Source organism: Streptomyces sp. Root1310 (genome assembly GCF_001426425.1).
In the GTDB taxonomy this organism is placed as follows: Bacteria; Actinomycetota; Actinomycetes; order Streptomycetales; family Streptomycetaceae; genus Streptomyces.
The window spans coordinates 12,844-30,516 of the sequence record NZ_LMEQ01000007.1 but is presented as its reverse complement, the minus strand read 5'-3'; the positions used below and the strand labels follow the sequence as shown (position 1 = coordinate 30,516).

Genomic DNA, 17,673 nt, shown 5'->3' with positions numbered 1-17,673 from the left:
TCCGCGTTGCGGAATAGCCGCAGGCCCGCCGCCTGTTGCCACGAACATGACGACGAATGCGCCGAAACCCGAGGTACTGCGATACACCGCCTTCTCCAGCACCCCCGACGGCGGAAACCCCGCCGGCGTCGTTCTGGACGCCGCTGCCCTGGATGACAGCGACATGCTGGCCATCGCCGCCGACCTCGGATACTCGGAATCCGCATTCCTGACGGCGCCCCCCGAAGGCCTCGCCGGTCGGGAGGGACGGGCGTACAGCATCCGCTACTTCAGCCCCAAGGCCGAGGTGCCGTTCTGCGGGCACGCCACCGTAGCCACCGCCGTCGCGCTCGCCGACCGGATCGGCCCTGGGGAGCTGCTGTTCGCGACCCCCGTCGGCACCGTGCCGGTGGAGGTGGCCGAGGAGGAGGGCACGGTCAGGGTCACGCTCAGCAGCGTCGAGCCGCACATCGAGGAGATCGCCGACGCCGACCTCGGGGAAGCGCTCGCCGCGCTCGGCTGGCCGGCCGCCGATCTCGACCCGGCCTTCCCACCCCGTATCGCGTTCGCCGGCGCTCGTCATCTCGTTCTCGCGGCGGCGACGCGCGCACGCCTTGCAGATCTCGCCTACGACTTCGCGCGCCTCGAAGCCCTGATGCACCGCCTGGAACTGACCACGGTCCAGTTGGTCTGGCGGGAGTCGGCCACCGTTTTCCACGTCCGTGACCCGTTCCCCGTCGGCGGCGTCGTCGAGGATCCGGCGACCGGCGCCGCGGCCGCCGCGTTCGGTGCGTACGCCCGCGAGCTCGGCCTGGTCCCCGAGGACGTAGTCCTCACCCTCCACCAGGGTGAGGACCTGGGCCGCCCCGGCGAGCTCACGGTGACGCTGCGCGCGGGTGACCGGCGCGTCCACGTCAGCGGCACGGGAACGCGCATCAGCCAAGGCGACCACTGATTGCTCCAGCCCTGGATCGTCATGTGCTCCGGCCCCTGGGGCCGTCTGCGACCGTCTGCCGCTGATGGAAACTCAGGTGGCCTCAGCACACCGGCTGGGTAGAGTCGGGCGGTGCCCGAGTTGAGGCGGCTGCATGCCGACCATGCCCCGGCGGTCTTGAAACGTCCGGGCTTCGGCGAGCACAGGCAGGTTCGCCATGATCGACGACGGGCTCGGCTTCCAACTCGTGCCCTGGACTGCAGCCCTCGAGAGGAAGCTGGGCCGGCATGTCTCCGGTGTCGCCCGGGGCGACGGCGGTGTCGATTGGGGGTTTCAGCCGGAAGCGGGGACCGAGCTGATAGCCAATGTCCGGCGTTGGCCCATCCCAGTCGTTGGCGCGTCACGCTGCCAAGGGTCTGCTACTGGGCCCCGCAGCAGACCCTTGCGAACCGCGCCGTTAATCACAAGGCGGGTCAGCGCGCTGAGGATCTCAAGAGAGTTGCTACTACGCTCGTCTTGCTTGCCTACAGCGAACTAGTGCGACACTTCGATCCAAAGCATTCTCCACTTGTGCCGACGATGGCGCGTCACCTCACGCGCATCATTCTGCCCGTGGGGACGTGTCAGACTTTAATTCCGAACAGTTTTTCCGCATTTCGGAACGCAATTTTTTCCTTGGCTTCGCGTGGCAAAGCGACTCCCCGGAACCAGTCGGTTTGGGTTTTCATATTTGCAAACGGGTAGTCGGTTGCAAACATCACTCGATCCACGCTTATGTACTTCAGTAGGAGATCGAGCAGTTCAGTCTGGGGGAATGCGCTGGTGGTGAACCAGAAATTGTCATGGAAATACTGCTCGAATGGCTTGTCCAGGCTCTTCTTGGTCACTTCGCTCATCTTCTCCACGACGCGTTCATAGAAGAACGGAAGGCCCTCTCCCATGTGGCCGATGATAATCTGGAGCTTGGGATGCCTGTCGAATACTCCTGAGGTGATCATTCGGAGGCACTGAGTAACGACTTCCTGGTGCCATCCATATGCAGAGATGCTGAGAACCTGGTCCTGGAACTCCTTCTGATATTCCGGCCGCATATTGCTGTAGTAGATTTCGAAAACCTCGTCAGGCGGCAGGCCCGGATGGATGTATATCGGTACATCAAGGGCTTCGGCGCGCGCCAGCAGGGGCTCAAAGTCGGGATGGTCGAGAAATTTCTTCCCGATGATTCCATTGGTCAAGCATCCCAGGAAGCCATCTTCCCGAACTGTGCGTTCCAGTTCGTCTGCCGAGGCCTCCGGATTCTGCAGAGGCAAGGTTGCAAATGCCTTGAACCGCCCCGGATGGGTGGCCATCGGTCCATCGACGAGCAGCTTGTTGAGACGATACGCAAAATCGATGCCCTTCTGACCTTTGACATTCTGCACACCTGGCGTATGTGCGGAGAGGATTTGAACGTCGAGCCCCGCCTCATCCATTGCGCCGATGCGGCGCGGGCCGAGCTCGGCAAGGCCGGTATCCTCGAGGAACAGCCTGTCGTTCAGCACCATCAACTCATGGGTGGAAAAGGTCTCCTCCGTGCCGATGAAGGGCAGGTCCTGGTCTCGCAGTGAAAAATCCGTAGTCTCGTTCGCTGTCGCGCGGGAGGCAATGGCATGCGTGGACAAGCCGGCACCAATGCCAAGTGCTGCCGAGCCGGCCAGAAAGCCGCGGCGTCCCGTCGTGAGGTGCTTCAGAGGGTTTGCGTTGGACCTCATGTCAGTTTCTCCTCAGGTGTTTGTGTGGTGCGGGTATCCATGCGGCATCCGTCTGCAAGACACGACGGGCTACCTCGCTTATCTGGATGCCTACTTCCTACTAAGCGAACCTGAGACGAGCGTTAATGCGGTGCTCAGACCGTGTTTGAGATCTGCCGTTTCTCGTTGCTGAGGCGCTCGTTGAGCTCGCGGCGAGCAGTGTCGGGGGTGGGTATCCGTCGGACCTGACGGATGACCAGTGGGCACTGGTGGAGCTGTTGCTCCCACCAGCGCGGGTGGGTCCGAAAGGTGGTCGACGGGAGAAGCACCCGCGGCGGCGGATCCTCGACGCGATCTTCTACGTGGTGCGGACCGGGTGTTCCTGGCGGCAGCTGCCGAAGGACTTCGCGCCGTGGCCGACGGTGTACTAATACTTCACTTGGTGGCACGACGACGGCGCCGTCGAGCGCATCCATGACGCCCTGCGCAGCAAGGTCCGTGAAGCCGACGGCCGCGGCGCGGAGCCGAGCGCGGGCCTGATCGACTCCCAGTCCGTCCGCACCGCGGATACCGTCCCCGCCGCCACCAGGGGCTTCGACGCGGGCAAGAAGGTCAAGGGCCGCAAGAGGTTCATCGTCACCGACACCCTGGGCATGTTCCTGGCCGTTCACGTCGTCGCGGCGAGCATCCAGGACCGCGACGGCGCGAAGCGGCCGCTGCTGTGGACGAGGCTCGGCCACCCCCGGGTCCGGAAGGTCTGGGCCGACCAGGGCCGCCTGGTCGACTGTCGAGCGGACCTTCGGCTGGCTCATGCACCGCCGCCGCCTGGCCCGCGACTACGAGGCCCTCCCTCACCGCTCCGAAGCCATGGTCCACCTCGCCATGATCGACCTCATGAGCCGTAGGCTCACTCGCGAATCGACCCCGAACTGGCGCCACGCGTGACCACGGTGTAAAGCACTGTCACGAGCTCGTCGGCCTATGCCGCAATTACGCTGAATCGCTGGCCCACTGCATCGACACAACATGCAGATGCGGCGTTGGTAGGCCGGCATGCTCACGCATCAGGGCCATGGCGTGCACGTTTCGACCGGCCGAAACGAGGCTGTCCACCTTCCGGCGGACCTCCGCGGACAGCCGGTCCCACAAGGCGTTCTCCATACCTGCATTGAATCCCACGTGCCACCCTCTCGAGCGACCGTGACCTACTTCGCTGCCTTGTCAAGCGCCCCTGGCGGAACAAGACGCTCTTTGGCTCTCACTACCATCGACACCAAACCGAGAGATCGCACCTTGATTTCTCACGCCTCGTCAAAGGCCTCGAGCAGGCGCTCGTACGCCGGCTTCGGCCGCAGGGCCGCGTCCCACGGCAGGGAATCGGCCGTGCGCGGAGGATAGATCTTGGTGTCGGCGGCGGAACCGTACCGGTCGGTGAATCCCCATGTGGAGAACGATGTGCAGTTCGGCTCCTCCAGGCAGACCCGCAGCTTGCCCGCCATCTCATCAGCCTGGGTCTGCCGCCCGTCCTCCTCGTCCTCACCTATGGGGACGTCCATCTCCGACACCCGCGCCTGAACCCCGAGCTCCGCCAGATCCCGCACATGGCTGCGGAAGGTTTCCGGGTCGATGCGGTCGCCGGGTGCGTACTCATGGTTCTGGAAACCCACGCCGTCGATCGGTACGCCGCGTTCCTTGAGCCGCTTGACCAGATCGTAAAGGGCGTCCCACCGCTCGCCTTCCTCCTCGACCCCGTACTCGTTGAGGAACAGCCGTGCCTTCGGATCGGCCCGGTGGGCGGCCCTGAACGCCTCGTCGATGTACTCCTCGCCCATGGCCTCGAACCACGGGCTCTGCTCGGAGCGCAGACCGAGATCCCCGTTGGTGTAGCTCTTCTCGTCGTCGGACATGGGCTCGTTGACCACATCCCATTCCGCGACTTTTCCCTTGAAGTGCCCGGCGACCATGGCGATGTGCCGGAGCATGGTCCGGCGCACCTCCTCGGGGTCGTCGTTCTCCCGCATCCAGTTGGGCAGAGCCTCGTGCCAGACGAGGGTGTGCGCGTGCACCTTCATGTCGTTCGCGCGGGCGAAGCGTACGAGTAGGTCCGCGTCGCGGAAGTCGTAGACGCCCCGACGTGGGTGGAGGAACTGTGGCTTGAACGCGTTCTCCGGAGTGAGCATGGAGAACTGGCTCCCCGCGAGCGCCCGGTAGCGTGAGTCGGTGAGCAGCGGGTTCTCGGCCAGGGCGGCGCCGACGTCGAACGGCCGCCCCACGTCTGCGGCCCGCGCACGCAGCGAGTCGTCGGACTGCTCCTGGCGTAGCTGCGGAGCCTTGATCACGCGGAGCGAGTCACCGCTCTCTGCCCGCGCGATCAGCTGCGTCAGGCGCCATCCCTCGCGGCGCTCGTCTTCGCCCGCGTCCGCCTCCAGACCGAACCAGACAGTGCCCTCGGCGAACACCCCCGGGTCCTGCACGGTTCCCAGCCGCCGCCCGTCGGCTTTTATGCGAAATGTGTCACCGATGCTCGACACGGCGAGCGTCACCGTCCCGGAGCAGCCGCAGTCGAAGTCCTTGGAGGTGGCCGGCTCATCGCCCTCGCCGTCCCATATCTGTACCTTCACTTGTCCGTCGGCGGTCACGCCGACGCGGAGTGAGGGCCGCTCCTGCCGCCACTCGTCGTAGATGACCGGTACCCGTCCGTACAGCCGCAGCCATGAGCCGCCGTCACCGTCACCCACACCGGACATGCGCGCGGTGACGGTGAAGTCGCCTTCGGACCTGAGATGCGGGCCGGCCAGGTTCAGCGGGGGGTTGGGCTGGCCGCCGGAGGAGTCCTGCTCCACGATGTGCCGATCCGTTGCGCTGACCCGCAGGATGTCGTTCCGCGCAGTGGTGCCCGGCATCTGCGTCCAGTCGTGGTTCCGCAGCAGGTCTTCTTCGTTTCCGCCGCCCGCGCCTTCGCCCTGCCCCGTACACCCGGCCGCCACCGCCATGACGAGCACCACGGCGGTCAGTCGCTGCCACGTCCCCCCACCAAGGTCCACGGTCCCTCCCACTCTCTCGTTCGAGACGAGATCAACGTCTCGAAGCCGGGCCACAGTTCATCACGCATGAGGTACGGCGGCCTTGTGTGGCACGTCCCAGCTCGTGTGGCGGAGCGGGCCCGGATCGTTGCGGCCCGCGCGGAAGGCGCATCAAACACGCGTGTGCCGGCGAACTTCAGGGTATCCACGGAGACGGTACGCAAGTACGCTCACTGTTCGCGGACCGGCGGATGGTGGGACTGGCGGACGAGTCGCGGCCGGGCCGCCACAAGTCAGAACTGGTACTCAGCGAGGCTGAGCGTACGGAATTGACGCGCTGGTCGTGACAGGCGATGACGACCGGGCCGGGGATCGGCGCCGAGGCTGTTGGTGTCGACAGAGGTACAGAGGTAATGCACTGCCTGCACGCCGACACCACGCCTGGCGAGAAAGCCAAGCAGGCTCGGTGCCATCGCAGGCTCCTGCCCTCTCCGGCCGCGGACAGCCGGTCCCACAAGGCGTTCTCCATACAACTTCAAGCCCCAGCGCCTGCACGCAGACAAAGCCTACGACCGCGCCGACCTGCGCAGATGGCTCCGATGGAAACGCATCGGAGTTCGCATCGCCCGGAAAGGCATCGAATCCAGCGAGCGATGAGGGCGTCGGAGGTGGGTGATCGAGTGCGCGATGTCATGGCTGTCCGGTTACCGCAGACTCAGTCCCCGCTACGAGCGCCGGCCCCGCAACTACCTGGCATTTCTCGGACTTGCCGCCGCCGTCTGCTGCTACAAGCGCCTCGTCCGCCTCACCACGCAGGACACGATCTTGGGCATCCGTAAGAGCACGGCCCGCGGGCACCACAAGCGGCGACGCTCTAATGTTGGCCTCAGGTTGATCGGGGACAATGAGCGGCAAAATGATCGACTGGAGGGGGCGGGCCGGCGTGCGGATCATGATCGCGGATGACGAGGCGGCCATCCGTGAGTCGCTGGAGCGGGTGCTCCAGGTCGAGGGTTACGACACCAGCACCGTCGCCAACGGTTTCGCCGTGCTCGACGGGGTCGGTGGCGACGCGCCGGATCTGCTGCTCCTCGACGTGATGATGCCCCGCCTCGGCGGGCTGGAGACCTGCCGGCGGTTGCGGGCCGCGGGCCGGGATCTGCCGGTGCTGATGCTGACCGCCCGTGACCAGGTCTCCGACCGGGTCGCGGGGCTGGACGCGGGCGCCGACGACTACCTGCCCAAGCCGTTCGCCACCGAGGAGTTGCTGGCCCGGGTGCGGGCCCTGCTGCGCCGGCGCACGTCGACCGACGAGGAGTCGCAGATCCTGTCGTTCGCCGATGTCCGGCTCGATCCCGACAGGTTCGAGGCGTGGCGGGGCACGCGGCCGCTGCGCCTGACCCGGACCGAGTTCTCCCTCCTGCAGGTCCTCGTGAGCAACGCGACCCGCGTCGTGACCCGCGACGCGCTGTTCGAGGCGATCTGGGGCTTCGGCATGAGCTCCACCGCCAACAACCTCCAGGTATACGTGAGCTACCTGCGCCGCAAGATGGAGGCCGAGGGTGAGCCGCGATTGATCTACACGCTGCGCGGCCTGGGCTACACGTTGCGGGAGACTCCTCCGTGAGCAGGTACGCCGGCCGGGAACCGCGCCGGCTGACCCGATGGTGGCGCCGGTGGTCCCTGCGGGCCAGGCTGACGGTGATCGCGGCGACGGCCATCGCGGTCAGCGTGTTCGTGGCCTTCCAGGTGGCCAGCCAGCTGCTGGACTGGGAGCTGAAGGACACCGCCGAGAGTCAGCTGCGCGCCGACTCCCGTGTCCTGGCGACGAACGCGGAGCGCGCCGGTCTGGCGCAGGTCCAGCTACCGCCGTATCCCGGATCCGGTCGGCTGGTGCGGGTCATCCTGCCCGACGGCTCGATCCGGACGCCGGCCGGCCAACCCGCGCTGCCCCCGGTCAGCGAGGACGCCGGGCGCGTGGCGCAGGGCGCGTCGGCCGACCTGATGGAGTCGAACGACAGCGACGAGGACGGCTACGTCATCTACACGCTGCGGGCGGGCGACGGCGCGGTCCAGGTGGCCCGCGTCGTCGACGACAGCCCGATCAACCGGTTCGGGTTGGGCATGCTGCTGATCGGGCTGTTCTGCGTGGTCGGTGGCGCCCTTGTCGGGCGGACCGTGGCCCGGACCGGCCTGGCACCGATCGACCGGCTGACCGCCGCCGCGGTACGTGTCGCGCGCACCCGGGATCTCGATGCCGACATCCCGGACGAGGGCGGCGGGGAGATCCGGCGGCTGATCCAGTCGATCAACGACATGCTCGCCGCGCTCCGGGACTCCCGGCGGGCCCAGCGGCTGCTCGCCGAGGACGCCGCTCACGAGCTCAAGACCCCGCTCACCAGCCTGCGCCTCAACGTCGAGCTGCTGATCCGGCTCGATCGGCGTGGCACCCTGGACAGCGCACTGCCGGCGGAGAGCCGGACCCGGCTGCTCAATGATCTCGGCGCCCAGGTGGCCGAGTTGAGCACCCTTGTCGCCGAGCTGACCGACCTGGCGCGCGGTGACGTCAGCGACGAGAGCACCGAGGTGCTCGACTTCGCCGACGTGGTGGTGGCCGCCGCGACCCGGGCGGGTTCCCGCGTGCCCGACATCGAGGTCGCGCTCGACGTGACCTCTGTGTGGGTGAGCGGGCGCCCCGCTGCGCTCGAGCGGGCGGTGCTCAACCTCATCGACAACGCCGGCAAGTGGTCCCCCGCGGACCAGCCGGTCCAGGTCCGGCTCCGTGCCGAGGGCGCGTCGGCGGTGCTCGAGGTCGACGACGCCGGGCCGGGCATCGACGCCGCCGACGTACCGCGGGTGTTCGACCGGTTCTACCGTGCCGACAGCGCCCGGGCGTTGCCGGGATCCGGTCTGGGGCTGTCGATCGTGCAGCGGGTCGTCGACGCCCACGGCGGCCGAGCCGCCGTCGCCCGCTCCGCCCGCGGTGGCGCGCTGCTTCGGGTCGACCTTCCGGCCGCCGCCCCGCCCGCCCCTATCGCGCGGCTCACCGCCGGGGAGGACACCGCGGTGCGCTGACCCGCCCCGGCGGCGCGGCGCAGGACAAGGGGCGGCGGCCCTCGGGCATGGACCCGCGCGGCTCACCGTCGGGGCAGGACACCGCGATGCGCCGACCTCAGCCCCGGCCGCACGGCGCAGGAGCAAAGGGTGGCGACCGTCGGGCAATGGCCCGNCCCGCGCGGCTCACCGTCGGGGCAGGACACCGCGATGCGCCGACCTCAGCCCCGGCCGCACGGCGCAGGAGCAAAGGGTGGCGACCGTCGGGCAATGGTCCGCGCGGCTCACCGTCGGGGCAGGACATGGTGCGCGGTGCGCCGACCTCAGCCCCGGCCGCACGCCGCAGGACCAAAGGGCGGTGACCGTCGGGCATGGACCCGCGCGGCTCACCGTCGGGGCAGGACACCGCGATGCGCCGACCTCAGCCCCGGCCGCACGGCGCAGGAGCAAAGGGTGGCGACCGTCGGGCAATGGNCGCGGCTCACCGTCGGGGCAGGACACCGCGATGCGCCGACCTCAGCCCCGGCCGCACGGCGCAGGAGCAAAGGGTGGCGACCGTCGGGCAATGGCCCGCGCGGCCCACCACCGGGCAGGACATGGAGCGCCGACCTCAGCCCCGGCCGCACGGCGTAGGACAATGCGGCCCACCACGGGGCAGGACACCGCGATGCGCCGACCCCAGCCCGGCGCGTGGCGCAGGACCAAAGGGCGGCGACCGTCGGGCCCATGAAAAAGATCCGGGACGGGCCTGGGGCCCCGTCCCGGATCTCGTCCGTGCCGCCGCGCTCACCGTTGCAGCGCGGGCTCCTCGTCGTCGGCGAGCGGCTGTTGACCGTCCGGCAGCTCCGCCGCTGGACGGGACAGCCGGCTAGGCCACCACATCCGCCGGCCGATCAGCAAGGTGAGGGCGGGCACCAGGACCGACCGCACCAGCAGGGCGTCGAGCAGCACGCCGAAGGCGACCAGGAACCCGACCTCGATCAGCATCACCAGCGGAAGTGTGGCGAGGACCGCGAACGTGGCAGCCAGGACCAGGCCTGCCGAGGTGATGACGCCGCCGGTGGCCGAGAGGGCTTTGAGCATGCCCTCTCTGGTGCCGAGACGCACGGTCTCCTCCCGGGCCCGGCTGGTCAGGAAGATGTTGTAGTCGACGCCGAGTGCCACCAGGAACAGGAATGCCAGCAGCGGCACCGAATAGTCGACCCCCTTGAACCCGAGGATCGTGTCGAAGACGAACACGCTGCCGCCGAAGGCTGCGGCGAATGAGACGATCACGGTGGCCATCAGGACCAGCGGGGCCAGGATCGCGCGCAGCAGCAGCCCGAGGACGATCAGGACGACGGCGAGCACCAGCGGGATCACCAGCTTCTCGTCGCGCTTGGTGGTCACCTCGGTGTCGAGGTTCTCCGCACTGGGCCCGCCGACGATCGCCTCCGCCCCGCTCACCGCGTGCACGGCGGTGCGCACCCGCAGAATCGTGTCGTACTCCGCGGCGGTGTCCGGCGCGTCCTTCGGGAACACGGAGATGTTGGCCCAGCCACCGCTGGTCTGCTCCGGGATGGCCTGGGCCACACCGCGAGTGCGCTTGACGATGTCGAGCACCCGATCCTGGTGCGCCGGCCGCGTGAAGATCGTCATCGGCTGGCCGCCGAGCTCCGGGAAGTGCTCGCGGAGAACGGTGAAGCCGGTGACCGACTCCGGCGCGGACAGGAACTGGTCCTGCTCCCGCAGGGCGCCGGTGTTGCCCGCCAGCCCGAGGGCGAGCACGCCGAGGACTCCGAACGAGCCGAGCGTCGCCACCCACCGGCGGCGGCTGATGGCGGTGCCGAGCCGTCCCCACAGCCCCGGCCTCTCCTCCACGGCCATGCTGAGCCTCGGGATGGCCGGCCAGAAGATCCGCCTGCCGAGGACCACGAGCACCGCAGGGAACAGCGTCAGCATGGCCACCAGCGCGCACAGGATGCCGGCCGCACCGATCGGGCCCAACCCGCTGGTGCTGTTCAGGTCCGCGACGAGCAGGCAGAGCAGGCCGGCGACCACGGTGGCCGCGGACGCGACGATGGCCGGCGCCGCGCCGCGTAGCGCGTGGACCATCGCGACCCGGACGTTCTCATGGTGGTGCAGTGCCTCCCGATATCGAGCGATGAGCAACAGCGCGTAGTCCGTGCCGACGCCGAATACCAGGATCGTCAGCAGCGCCGAGTTCTGGTCGTTGACCACGATGCCGAAGCCCTTGACGAGCAGGTAGACGGTCGCCATCGAGGTCAGTGCGGCCGCGCCAACGGCCACCAGCGGGATGATCCACAACACCGGGCTGCGGTAGGTGAGGATGAGCAGGAGCGTGACGACGACGATGGTGGTGAGGAGGACCTGCACGTCGATGCCGTCGAAGACGGCATCCATGTCGCCGTCGATCGCGCCCGGGCCGGTCACGTCGAGTTCCAGGCCGGAGGGGCGGTCCTTCGCGGCGTCACGCAACGGGCCGACGAGGTCCTCCGGTGCGCCGTAGGTCGTGCTCACATCGAGGGTGAACATCATCGCCTTGCGGTCGGTGGAGGGGCTCGTCGGTGAGCCCTCGTCGTCCTCGTCGGCCGCCGCCTTCGCCTTAGGCGTGTACTGCTTGGCAAGGGTGTTGTAGTGGCGCTTGACCGTCGCGCGGTCCGCGTCGGTCATGCCGCCGACGCGGTGGTACACGAAGACGAACGTGTTGTTGTCACCGCCGGGAAGACTGTCGTCCAGCGCCGCCACCTTGGTGGACTCGGCACTGGCCGGCAGGGTGTCTACGGCGCTGTCGGTGGTGACCGAGCTCAACTTTCCGCTCAGCGGCACCATGCCCGCCGCCAGCACCAGCCACAAGCCAATCACCAACCACGGCACCCACCGGCCTGCCAACCGACCGGTCGGCGCTTCCCCGGACGGCGCTGCGTTGACTGCCATCACTAGCCTCCTGCATACGGGTTACATCGCTTATCTGGATGCCTACTTCGTACCGAGCGAACCTGAGGCGACTGTTAATACGGTGCTCAGGCCGGTTGGCCGAACCATGTGCCCAGCGCACGCACCAGCGTGGTGGCGTCGAGGTCCTGCCCGGTAGGCAAGGCCCAGGCGACACAGCCGTCGGGCCGGATCAGCAAGGCTTCGACGTCCACCCGGTCCGTACAGAGCGGCCGCCTGAAGCCGCAGCCGCTGCGCCAGACCGACCGGGCCGACGCCGACCAGCCGCAGAGCCTGCCCACCTGGGCAACGGCCGCCGACGGCGCCAACGACCGGGCGAGCGGGGTGAACCGCTCGATCACCTCCATGAGCTCGGCGAGCCCTTCACCCTGACGAAGCCTCACGTGGAGGAAGACCGCCTCCCGAACGCAGCCTCTACGAGGCCTTGCCGCTTCAACCGGCCGTACGATCGCCGTCTCGGCCCCGGGCGGCCAGCCAGTTCACGGTCTTGGACGTACGCCTTTCACGGCGATGCCACGGCTGGGCCGATTCGGCTGTGGCCCCCTCATGATCCGTGAGGGGGAACCCCCGCGCTGTCACAGGTGGCCTATACGCTGCGAGCGATCCACGACCAGCTGACCGGAAGACACGATGACGCGCGCCCCCAGACCATCGACCGAAGCGATACTCGCCGTGCTCCCCGAACTCGCCCCCTACGCGCGCGAAGCGGTCGTGCTCCACCCCGAGCGGGCTGAGCCGGATTGCCGGCAGAGTTCGATCGGCGGACCACTGCTGTGGCCGGCCGGCGAACCGTGGCCCGAGTGCTCCTTGCCCGACGAGGACAGCCCTGACGGCGCGCCTGCCACGGCCATGGTGCCGGTCGCGCAGGTCTTCCGGCGCGACGCGCCGGGACCCTGGTGGCCCGACGGCATCGACGTCCTGCAGATTCTCTGGTGTCCCAACGAACACTGGGATCCTCCAGCCCAGCAGGCGGACGTCAGCCCTGTGATCGAGGTTCGATGGCGTCGAGCCGCTGACGTGACCAGCCGGCTGACGATCCCGCCCTCGCCCTCGCGGTACGACGTGGACGGCTACCTGCCCCGGACGTGCGCCATCTCCGCCGAGCACGTGACCGACTTCCCCTTCCGTGAGGAACTGCCCGCGGAGCTCCGTCCGCGGCTGGAGGAACTGGTCCGTGACACCGGCGACGGCGGTGACGTCATCACGCGCCTCGCCGGCTGGAAACTCGGCGGCTGGCCCACCTGGCACCTGACGCACCCCACGGCCATCGCCTGTGATGACTGCGGTGCGGCCATGACCCTCCTGTTCACCGTGGCCAGCGACGACGAGACAGGAGTTGTCGTCGGCCGGTGGGGAGACCTCCGCGTCTTCACCTGCCCCGACGACCACCGCCACCCCTTCCAGGTGGACCTCCACTGACCTCGGGCCATCATCGGCAACACGACCCATTCGGTGCGCGAGTACGGAGAGACGCACGGCCATGACACCGATGAGGACGGGCGGTTCCAGATCGGATGCAACCGGCTGATGCCCAAGTGGGGTTGGCCACTCCGTCGGTGTGAGTCAGGGCGTGCCCGGCAGGCGTCCCCAGGATCTTCGGGCGGCTCGGCGCTCCCCGCGTCGCAGAGGTACGGCGACGGGTCCGCCGCTGCGTGGGGGAGGGGCTGATGGCCTGTCACCGCAGCCGTGTCACTCCGGAATCTTCCGGATGCCGCTCCCCGCGTTGCCACGGATACGTTCCGGGCACCGGTCCAGCCGCCGTGGCGGGGAGCCGGTGACGGCGATCTCGTGGCGCGCACGTGGCCGGAACCTGCCCAGCCACAGCCCTGCCCCGGAAGGCGCCCGTGGACGACGAAGGAGAAACCATGATCGTGAAACACATCAAGGCGACCGCGGCATCCGTCACGGTCGCCGCCGCGCTGGTCGGGATTCTGGCCGCTCCCTCGGCCCAGGCCGCGACGTCCGCACCAGCGGCAGCAGCGGCCGCCGAGTGCGGCGTGCGCGCTCACGACAACCGGCTGTGGTGCGGGAACAGCGGTCAGGCACCGACCCGCGCGGAGCCGTTCCACGAGAGTCCCATCACCGGCCTGCTCCAGTCGACGTTCAGCTACTTCACCTGCTGGTCGCCGGGCGGACTGCACGGCGGTGGCAACACGACCTGGTACCGCACGGTGCCCGACTGGAGCAGTGACGGGCGGGAGGGCTATGTGCCGGCCGACTGGGTGTTCACTCCCAGCTGGTTCGACGCCGACCCGAGCAGGTATGGCCTGCGGCGCTGCTGACACGGCACCCGTCGGCCCCACCGGGACGCACGCCCCGGTGGGGCCGGTCTCGGCCGCGGCCACCTCGCGCCATCGGCACGGAGTGTCTGCGCGGGCGGGTCGGCTCCGGCAGCGGCATCCGCCTCAAGGGCGTCACGACCGGAGGCGTCACCCGTCACCCACCAGTGCCAGCGTCCCCCGTCCGGGGGCCAGTGCCGGCGTCCTCCGCCCGGGGGCCAGTGCTGACGTCCTCCGTCCGGGGGTGGCATCCCTCGTCCGCCCCGGCCCGCCCCGGATCACGAGCACAGTACGAAACGACCGCTCGGCACCGAGCCGGGCGGCAAGAAGGGGATTCCATGCGCACACCCCCCACCAGACGCGCCCGCGGCACGCGCGCCTTCGGGTCGCCGCTGCCCAAGCCGTTCGTCCTCGTCGTCGCCGCCGTCCTCGCCGTGTTCGGGTGGTGGGCGGCTTCCGGGGCGACACCGGCGGCCGCCACACCGACGCAGGCGACGTCGGCGACGCAGACGACCGCGGCCGCCCGGCCCGACTTCCGGCTGCCCTTCGCCTGCGGCGAGACCTGGCAGTTGCAGACGTACGAGGGACACGCTCCCGACGACAAGAAGCTCGACATGTACCGCGTCGGGGGGCAGACCCTCGGCGCTTCGGTCGTCGCCTCGGCCGCCGGAACGGTCACCGAGTTCTTCGAACCCGGAGGCCTGGAGATCAATCACGGAGGCGGCTGGTTCTCCGTGTATCTCCACATGGACCGCATCGATGTACGTCTTGGCCAGCAGGTTTCCTCCGGCGCGCAGCTCGGCAGGCTCGGACTGGTCGGGACCACCTCGGCGCACCTGCACTACGAGCAGCAGTACGACACCAACGGCGACAACAACGGCGAGACGGACGAGATGGTGCACCCGGTGCTCCAGGGCACCGAGTACCGGCTTTCCCCCGCCGGGCCTTTCCCCCGAGTCACCAGCACCAACGCCTGCGGCGGCAACCCCGCTCCGGAGCGGTTCTGGGTGGACACCTTCGCCGACGCCCCCGGCTACGCGGCGGTCGACTGCGTCGGTGACACCAGCCCCCGATGTGCGGTGCAGGGCAAGCTGCTCAAGGGCACCAACTACGTGCTGTGCAAGAAGGCGGGCGACGAGGTGCGCGTGGGGAACTCCTACAACCACTGGTGGCTGCTCACCGACCTCGACCAGGTGGTGCCGGGCGGCTCGGGCCGCGCGTACATCTCCGCGTACTACCTCCAGCGCTGGGGCAACGACGAGGCGAAGGACAACGAGGGGCGCGACATCCGGCTGTGCTGAACGGGGTCAGCCCGCAGAGGGCCGGGCGGGGCACTCCGCCAGTGCCGGACGATCCTTCGTCCGCACCGCCGGCAGCCAGGCCGTGGTCCGGCCCTTCTCCGCCGTGAGGCGCACCCTGTACCACTGCACCGAGCGCGTTCCCGCCTCGTCGGCGACCGGCATCCCCTGGGGGAGCCGGCAGTCGGCGGTCAGGACGTCACCGTCCCACACCCTCGTCAGCACGACGTTGTCGATGTCGTACGGCAGCAGGGGGTCGATCGCGAGGCCGAGGCTGCACAGGTTGTCCCGCTCGCCGGGCCGGTGGCACGACCGCTCGGCGTTGTACACCTTGACGCGCGCGTTCGGCACGATGCTCGCCGTCGCAGCGCCTCGCCCGGCCCCGGAGCCGCTGCCCGGTGACCGCTGGTCGTCGTCGTACTGGAGCCACCCGACGGTGCCCACGCCGCCGGCCGCCACGAGCAGCGCGGCGGTGGCCAGGATCGTGTGTCTGTTGCGGGCCCCGGGAGGCGCCGCTGACCGCTGCCGCTCGGCCCGGATGCGGTCCAGCAGACTCGCGACGGTGTGCGCGGCACGGTCGGTGTGTGCCGGACTGAGGCAGTCGGCGGCCAGATCGCGCCAGAAGGGCGGCACGCGCAGGTCCATGCGCAGCGGTGCGCGTCCGTCGGCGTACTCCTGGGCGGCGGCTCCGCGGGCCGCGGGCGTGGCCCCGGGGAACGGCGAGGCGCCTCCGGTGAAGACCTGGTGGATCATCACGCCGAGTGCCCAGATGTCGGTGCTCTGCCGCACTTGTACGCCCCGTTCGCCCAGCGACGCCTGCCAGCGTTCCGGCGGCAGGTAGTCGGGGGTGCCCAGGGGCGGGATGTAGGCGTGGGTGCCGGTCAGCTCCACCGAGAGACCGAAGTCCGCCAGCCGCGCCGACCCGTCCGCCATGATCAGGACGTTGTCGGGCTTGAGGTCCCCGTGCACCCAGCCCAGTTCGTGCAGGTGCGCCAGCCCCTCACAGATCTCGGTGAGCAGCCGGGCTCCCTCTCGCTCCGACAGCGGTGTCTCGCCCGACGGGGTGGAGGTCCGCGCAGCGGGCGACGAGGGGCCGCCCCGACCGGAGGGGGCGGAGGGGGACGAAGCCTCCAGGCGTTCGCGCAGGCTTCGCTCGGCCCGCTCCATGACGAGCACCACGGCCCCGTCGAAGGCCGAACCGGCGGACTCGTCGAGCGTGAGGGAGTCGAAGAGCCTGATCAGCCGGGGATGCCGGGTGCGCCGACTGAGCTCGGTCTCGCGCCGGGCGGTCTCCACCAGCCCGCGTGCCTGTCGCGGCGCGAGCCCGGCCGTGGGCAGGAACTTGAGGGCGACCTCCGACGGGGCCGTCTCCCCGTGCGCGGCCGACCCGGCGTCGACGCCGTCGCCGCCGTGCCCGCCGTCACCGCCGCCGTCCGGATCGCCGACGCGCCTGGCCGCGTACACCGTCCCCCATCCACCCGCCCCGATCAGTCCGGTGACCTCCCACTCACCGACCCGGTAGCCGTGTGGAACCACCTCCACGGATCCGCTGCTCACCCTCCGGCCACCCCCGTCCGGTGGAGCGACGATCTCCTCGACGGCAGGAGCGCCAAGTGCTCCTCGCGCACGAGCCCGAAGCGCAGGGCGAGCCCTGCCACCGCCTCGCGCTTGCCGTTGTGCCGCCCGCCTTGAGCCGGTCCGGGCATCGCCGGGGCGGTGATCCGCAGCTTCTCGTCCGCCAGATAGTCGATGTGGGAGCTGACCGCCCGGTTGGTCAGCCGCTCGCAGCCCGGCTGGTCCCGCAGCCGCTCCACGATCTGGGGGGTGGTCGCCACCGCCACAGTGGACTCGTCGCGCAGCCGCGGCTCGCAGAGCGCGACCAGGACGAGGAAGTACGTGGAGGTCTCGTCCAGGGAGAAGCCGGCGAGCGTTCCGGTGCCCGTCAGGCCCGTCAGGCCCGTCAGGCCCGCCGTGCCGCTCGCGCCGAGGTACACGTGATCGGGGGCGAACACCTGGAAACTCACGGCGGCACCCCGGGCGGGCAGCAGGACACGTGCGAACTCGAAGGGCACGGGTGCTCCGGCCCTGCGGGGCGGGACCCTGAAATACTCCCCAGCCCCTTCAGGGTTCTCCACCAGATAGGTCTGGTTCGTACTGAGGTTGCTCAACTGCCAGTGGTCCTCCGTCACCCGGATCTCTCCGGCGAGCCGGGACACGGCTGGATTCGCCATCCGCAGATCGACGGGGACGGACGCGGAGCCGCGCCCGAAGCGGGCGACGTCCCCCGGCCCGAGCCGAAGACTCACCGGCTCCGACGCGGGCGGGATCTTCGTACTCCCGTCCGACGGCAGGTGAACCAGTACGCCGCTCATGGTCTCCTTCTCCTCCTCGGAATCCTGGCGCACCGTCCCCGTCCGGACG

Annotated in this window: 12 protein-coding genes and 3 pseudogenes; 9 read left to right on the top strand and 6 right to left on the bottom strand. The window is 69.2% G+C overall.

From position 1 onward, the window contains the following. Nucleotides 1-46 precede the first annotated feature (46 nt). Nucleotides 47-934, top strand: coding sequence for a PhzF family phenazine biosynthesis isomerase (locus ASD48_RS15505; protein ID WP_057602196.1), 888 nt, complete (start codon nt 47-49; stop codon nt 932-934). A gap of 187 nt (nt 935-1,121) precedes the next feature. Beyond that, nucleotides 1,122-1,451: pseudogene (locus ASD48_RS46155) on the top strand (DUF3363 domain-containing protein); the annotation flags it as partial. 85 nt (nt 1,452-1,536) lie between these two features. On the opposite strand, the gene ASD48_RS15500 reads toward ASD48_RS46155, so the two are convergent. Continuing rightward, nucleotides 1,537-2,664, bottom strand: coding sequence for an amidohydrolase family protein (locus ASD48_RS15500; protein WP_057602194.1), 1,128 nt, complete (start codon nt 2,662-2,664; stop codon nt 1,537-1,539). A 152-nt stretch (nt 2,665-2,816) separates the two neighbouring features. Here ASD48_RS15500 and ASD48_RS15495 point away from each other — a divergent pair. After that, a pseudogene (locus ASD48_RS15495) lies at nt 2,817-3,588 on the top strand (IS5 family transposase). A gap of 356 nt (nt 3,589-3,944) precedes the next feature. Here ASD48_RS15495 and ASD48_RS15490 read toward each other — a convergent pair. Continuing rightward, nucleotides 3,945-5,687, bottom strand: a complete 1,743-nt coding sequence (locus ASD48_RS15490) for an endo-1,4-beta-xylanase (RefSeq protein ID WP_057602193.1) — start codon at nt 5,685-5,687, stop codon at nt 3,945-3,947. Between the two features lie 642 nt (nt 5,688-6,329). On the opposite strand from ASD48_RS15490, the pseudogene ASD48_RS45140 reads away from it, so the two are divergent. From ASD48_RS45140 to ASD48_RS15480, 3 genes and pseudogenes are all read left to right on the top strand, one after another. Next, a pseudogene (locus ASD48_RS45140) lies at nt 6,330-6,428 on the top strand (IS5/IS1182 family transposase); the annotation flags it as partial. A gap of 181 nt (nt 6,429-6,609) precedes the next feature. Further along, nucleotides 6,610-7,293 (top strand): response regulator transcription factor, encoded by a 684-nt coding sequence (locus ASD48_RS15485; RefSeq protein WP_057602353.1) that lies wholly within the window; start codon nt 6,610-6,612, stop codon nt 7,291-7,293. After that, the gene (locus tag ASD48_RS15480) at nt 7,290-8,741 is read left to right on the top strand and encodes a HAMP domain-containing sensor histidine kinase (RefSeq protein WP_057602192.1); all 1,452 of its coding nucleotides are present in this window, start codon (nt 7,290-7,292) and stop codon (nt 8,739-8,741) included. The genes ASD48_RS15485 and ASD48_RS15480 overlap by 4 nt, the downstream gene beginning before the upstream one ends. 765 nt (nt 8,742-9,506) lie before the next feature. Here ASD48_RS15480 and ASD48_RS15475 read toward each other — a convergent pair. Together ASD48_RS15475 and ASD48_RS15470 are read right to left on the bottom strand one after the other, a co-directional pair. Next, entirely contained in the window at nt 9,507-11,657 is a 2,151-nt protein-coding gene (locus ASD48_RS15475) for an MMPL family transporter (protein ID WP_057602191.1), read from the bottom strand. 86 nt (nt 11,658-11,743) lie between these two features. Next, nucleotides 11,744-12,058 carry a hypothetical protein gene (locus ASD48_RS15470; protein ID WP_057602189.1) on the bottom strand — a complete coding sequence of 105 codons (315 nt, stop codon included), beginning with the start codon at nt 12,056-12,058 and terminating at the stop codon, nt 11,744-11,746. Between the two features lie 247 nt (nt 12,059-12,305). On the opposite strand from ASD48_RS15470, the gene ASD48_RS15465 reads away from it, so the two are divergent. From ASD48_RS15465 to ASD48_RS15455, 3 genes are all read left to right on the top strand, one after another. Then, on the top strand, nt 12,306-13,094 hold the full coding sequence (locus ASD48_RS15465; RefSeq protein WP_057602188.1) for a hypothetical protein: 789 nt from the start codon (nt 12,306-12,308) through the stop codon (nt 13,092-13,094). 446 nt (nt 13,095-13,540) lie between these two features. Then, on the top strand, nt 13,541-13,957 hold the full coding sequence (locus ASD48_RS15460) for a hypothetical protein (RefSeq protein WP_057602186.1): 417 nt from the start codon (nt 13,541-13,543) through the stop codon (nt 13,955-13,957). 335 nt (nt 13,958-14,292) lie between these two features. Continuing rightward, the gene (locus ASD48_RS15455; protein WP_057602184.1) at nt 14,293-15,255 is read left to right on the top strand and encodes a M23 family metallopeptidase; all 963 of its coding nucleotides are present in this window, start codon (nt 14,293-14,295) and stop codon (nt 15,253-15,255) included. Nucleotides 15,256-15,261: 6 nt separating this feature from the next. On the opposite strand, the gene ASD48_RS15450 is transcribed toward ASD48_RS15455, so the two are convergent. Continuing rightward, on the bottom strand, nt 15,262-16,809 hold the full coding sequence (locus ASD48_RS15450; RefSeq protein WP_057602177.1) for a serine/threonine-protein kinase: 1,548 nt from the start codon (nt 16,807-16,809) through the stop codon (nt 15,262-15,264). Further along, on the bottom strand, nt 16,806-17,624 hold the full coding sequence (locus tag ASD48_RS15445) for an FHA domain-containing protein (protein WP_199875804.1): 819 nt from the start codon (nt 17,622-17,624) through the stop codon (nt 16,806-16,808). Before ASD48_RS15445 ends, ASD48_RS15450 begins: the two co-directional genes overlap by 4 nt. Nucleotides 17,625-17,673 lie beyond the last annotated feature (49 nt).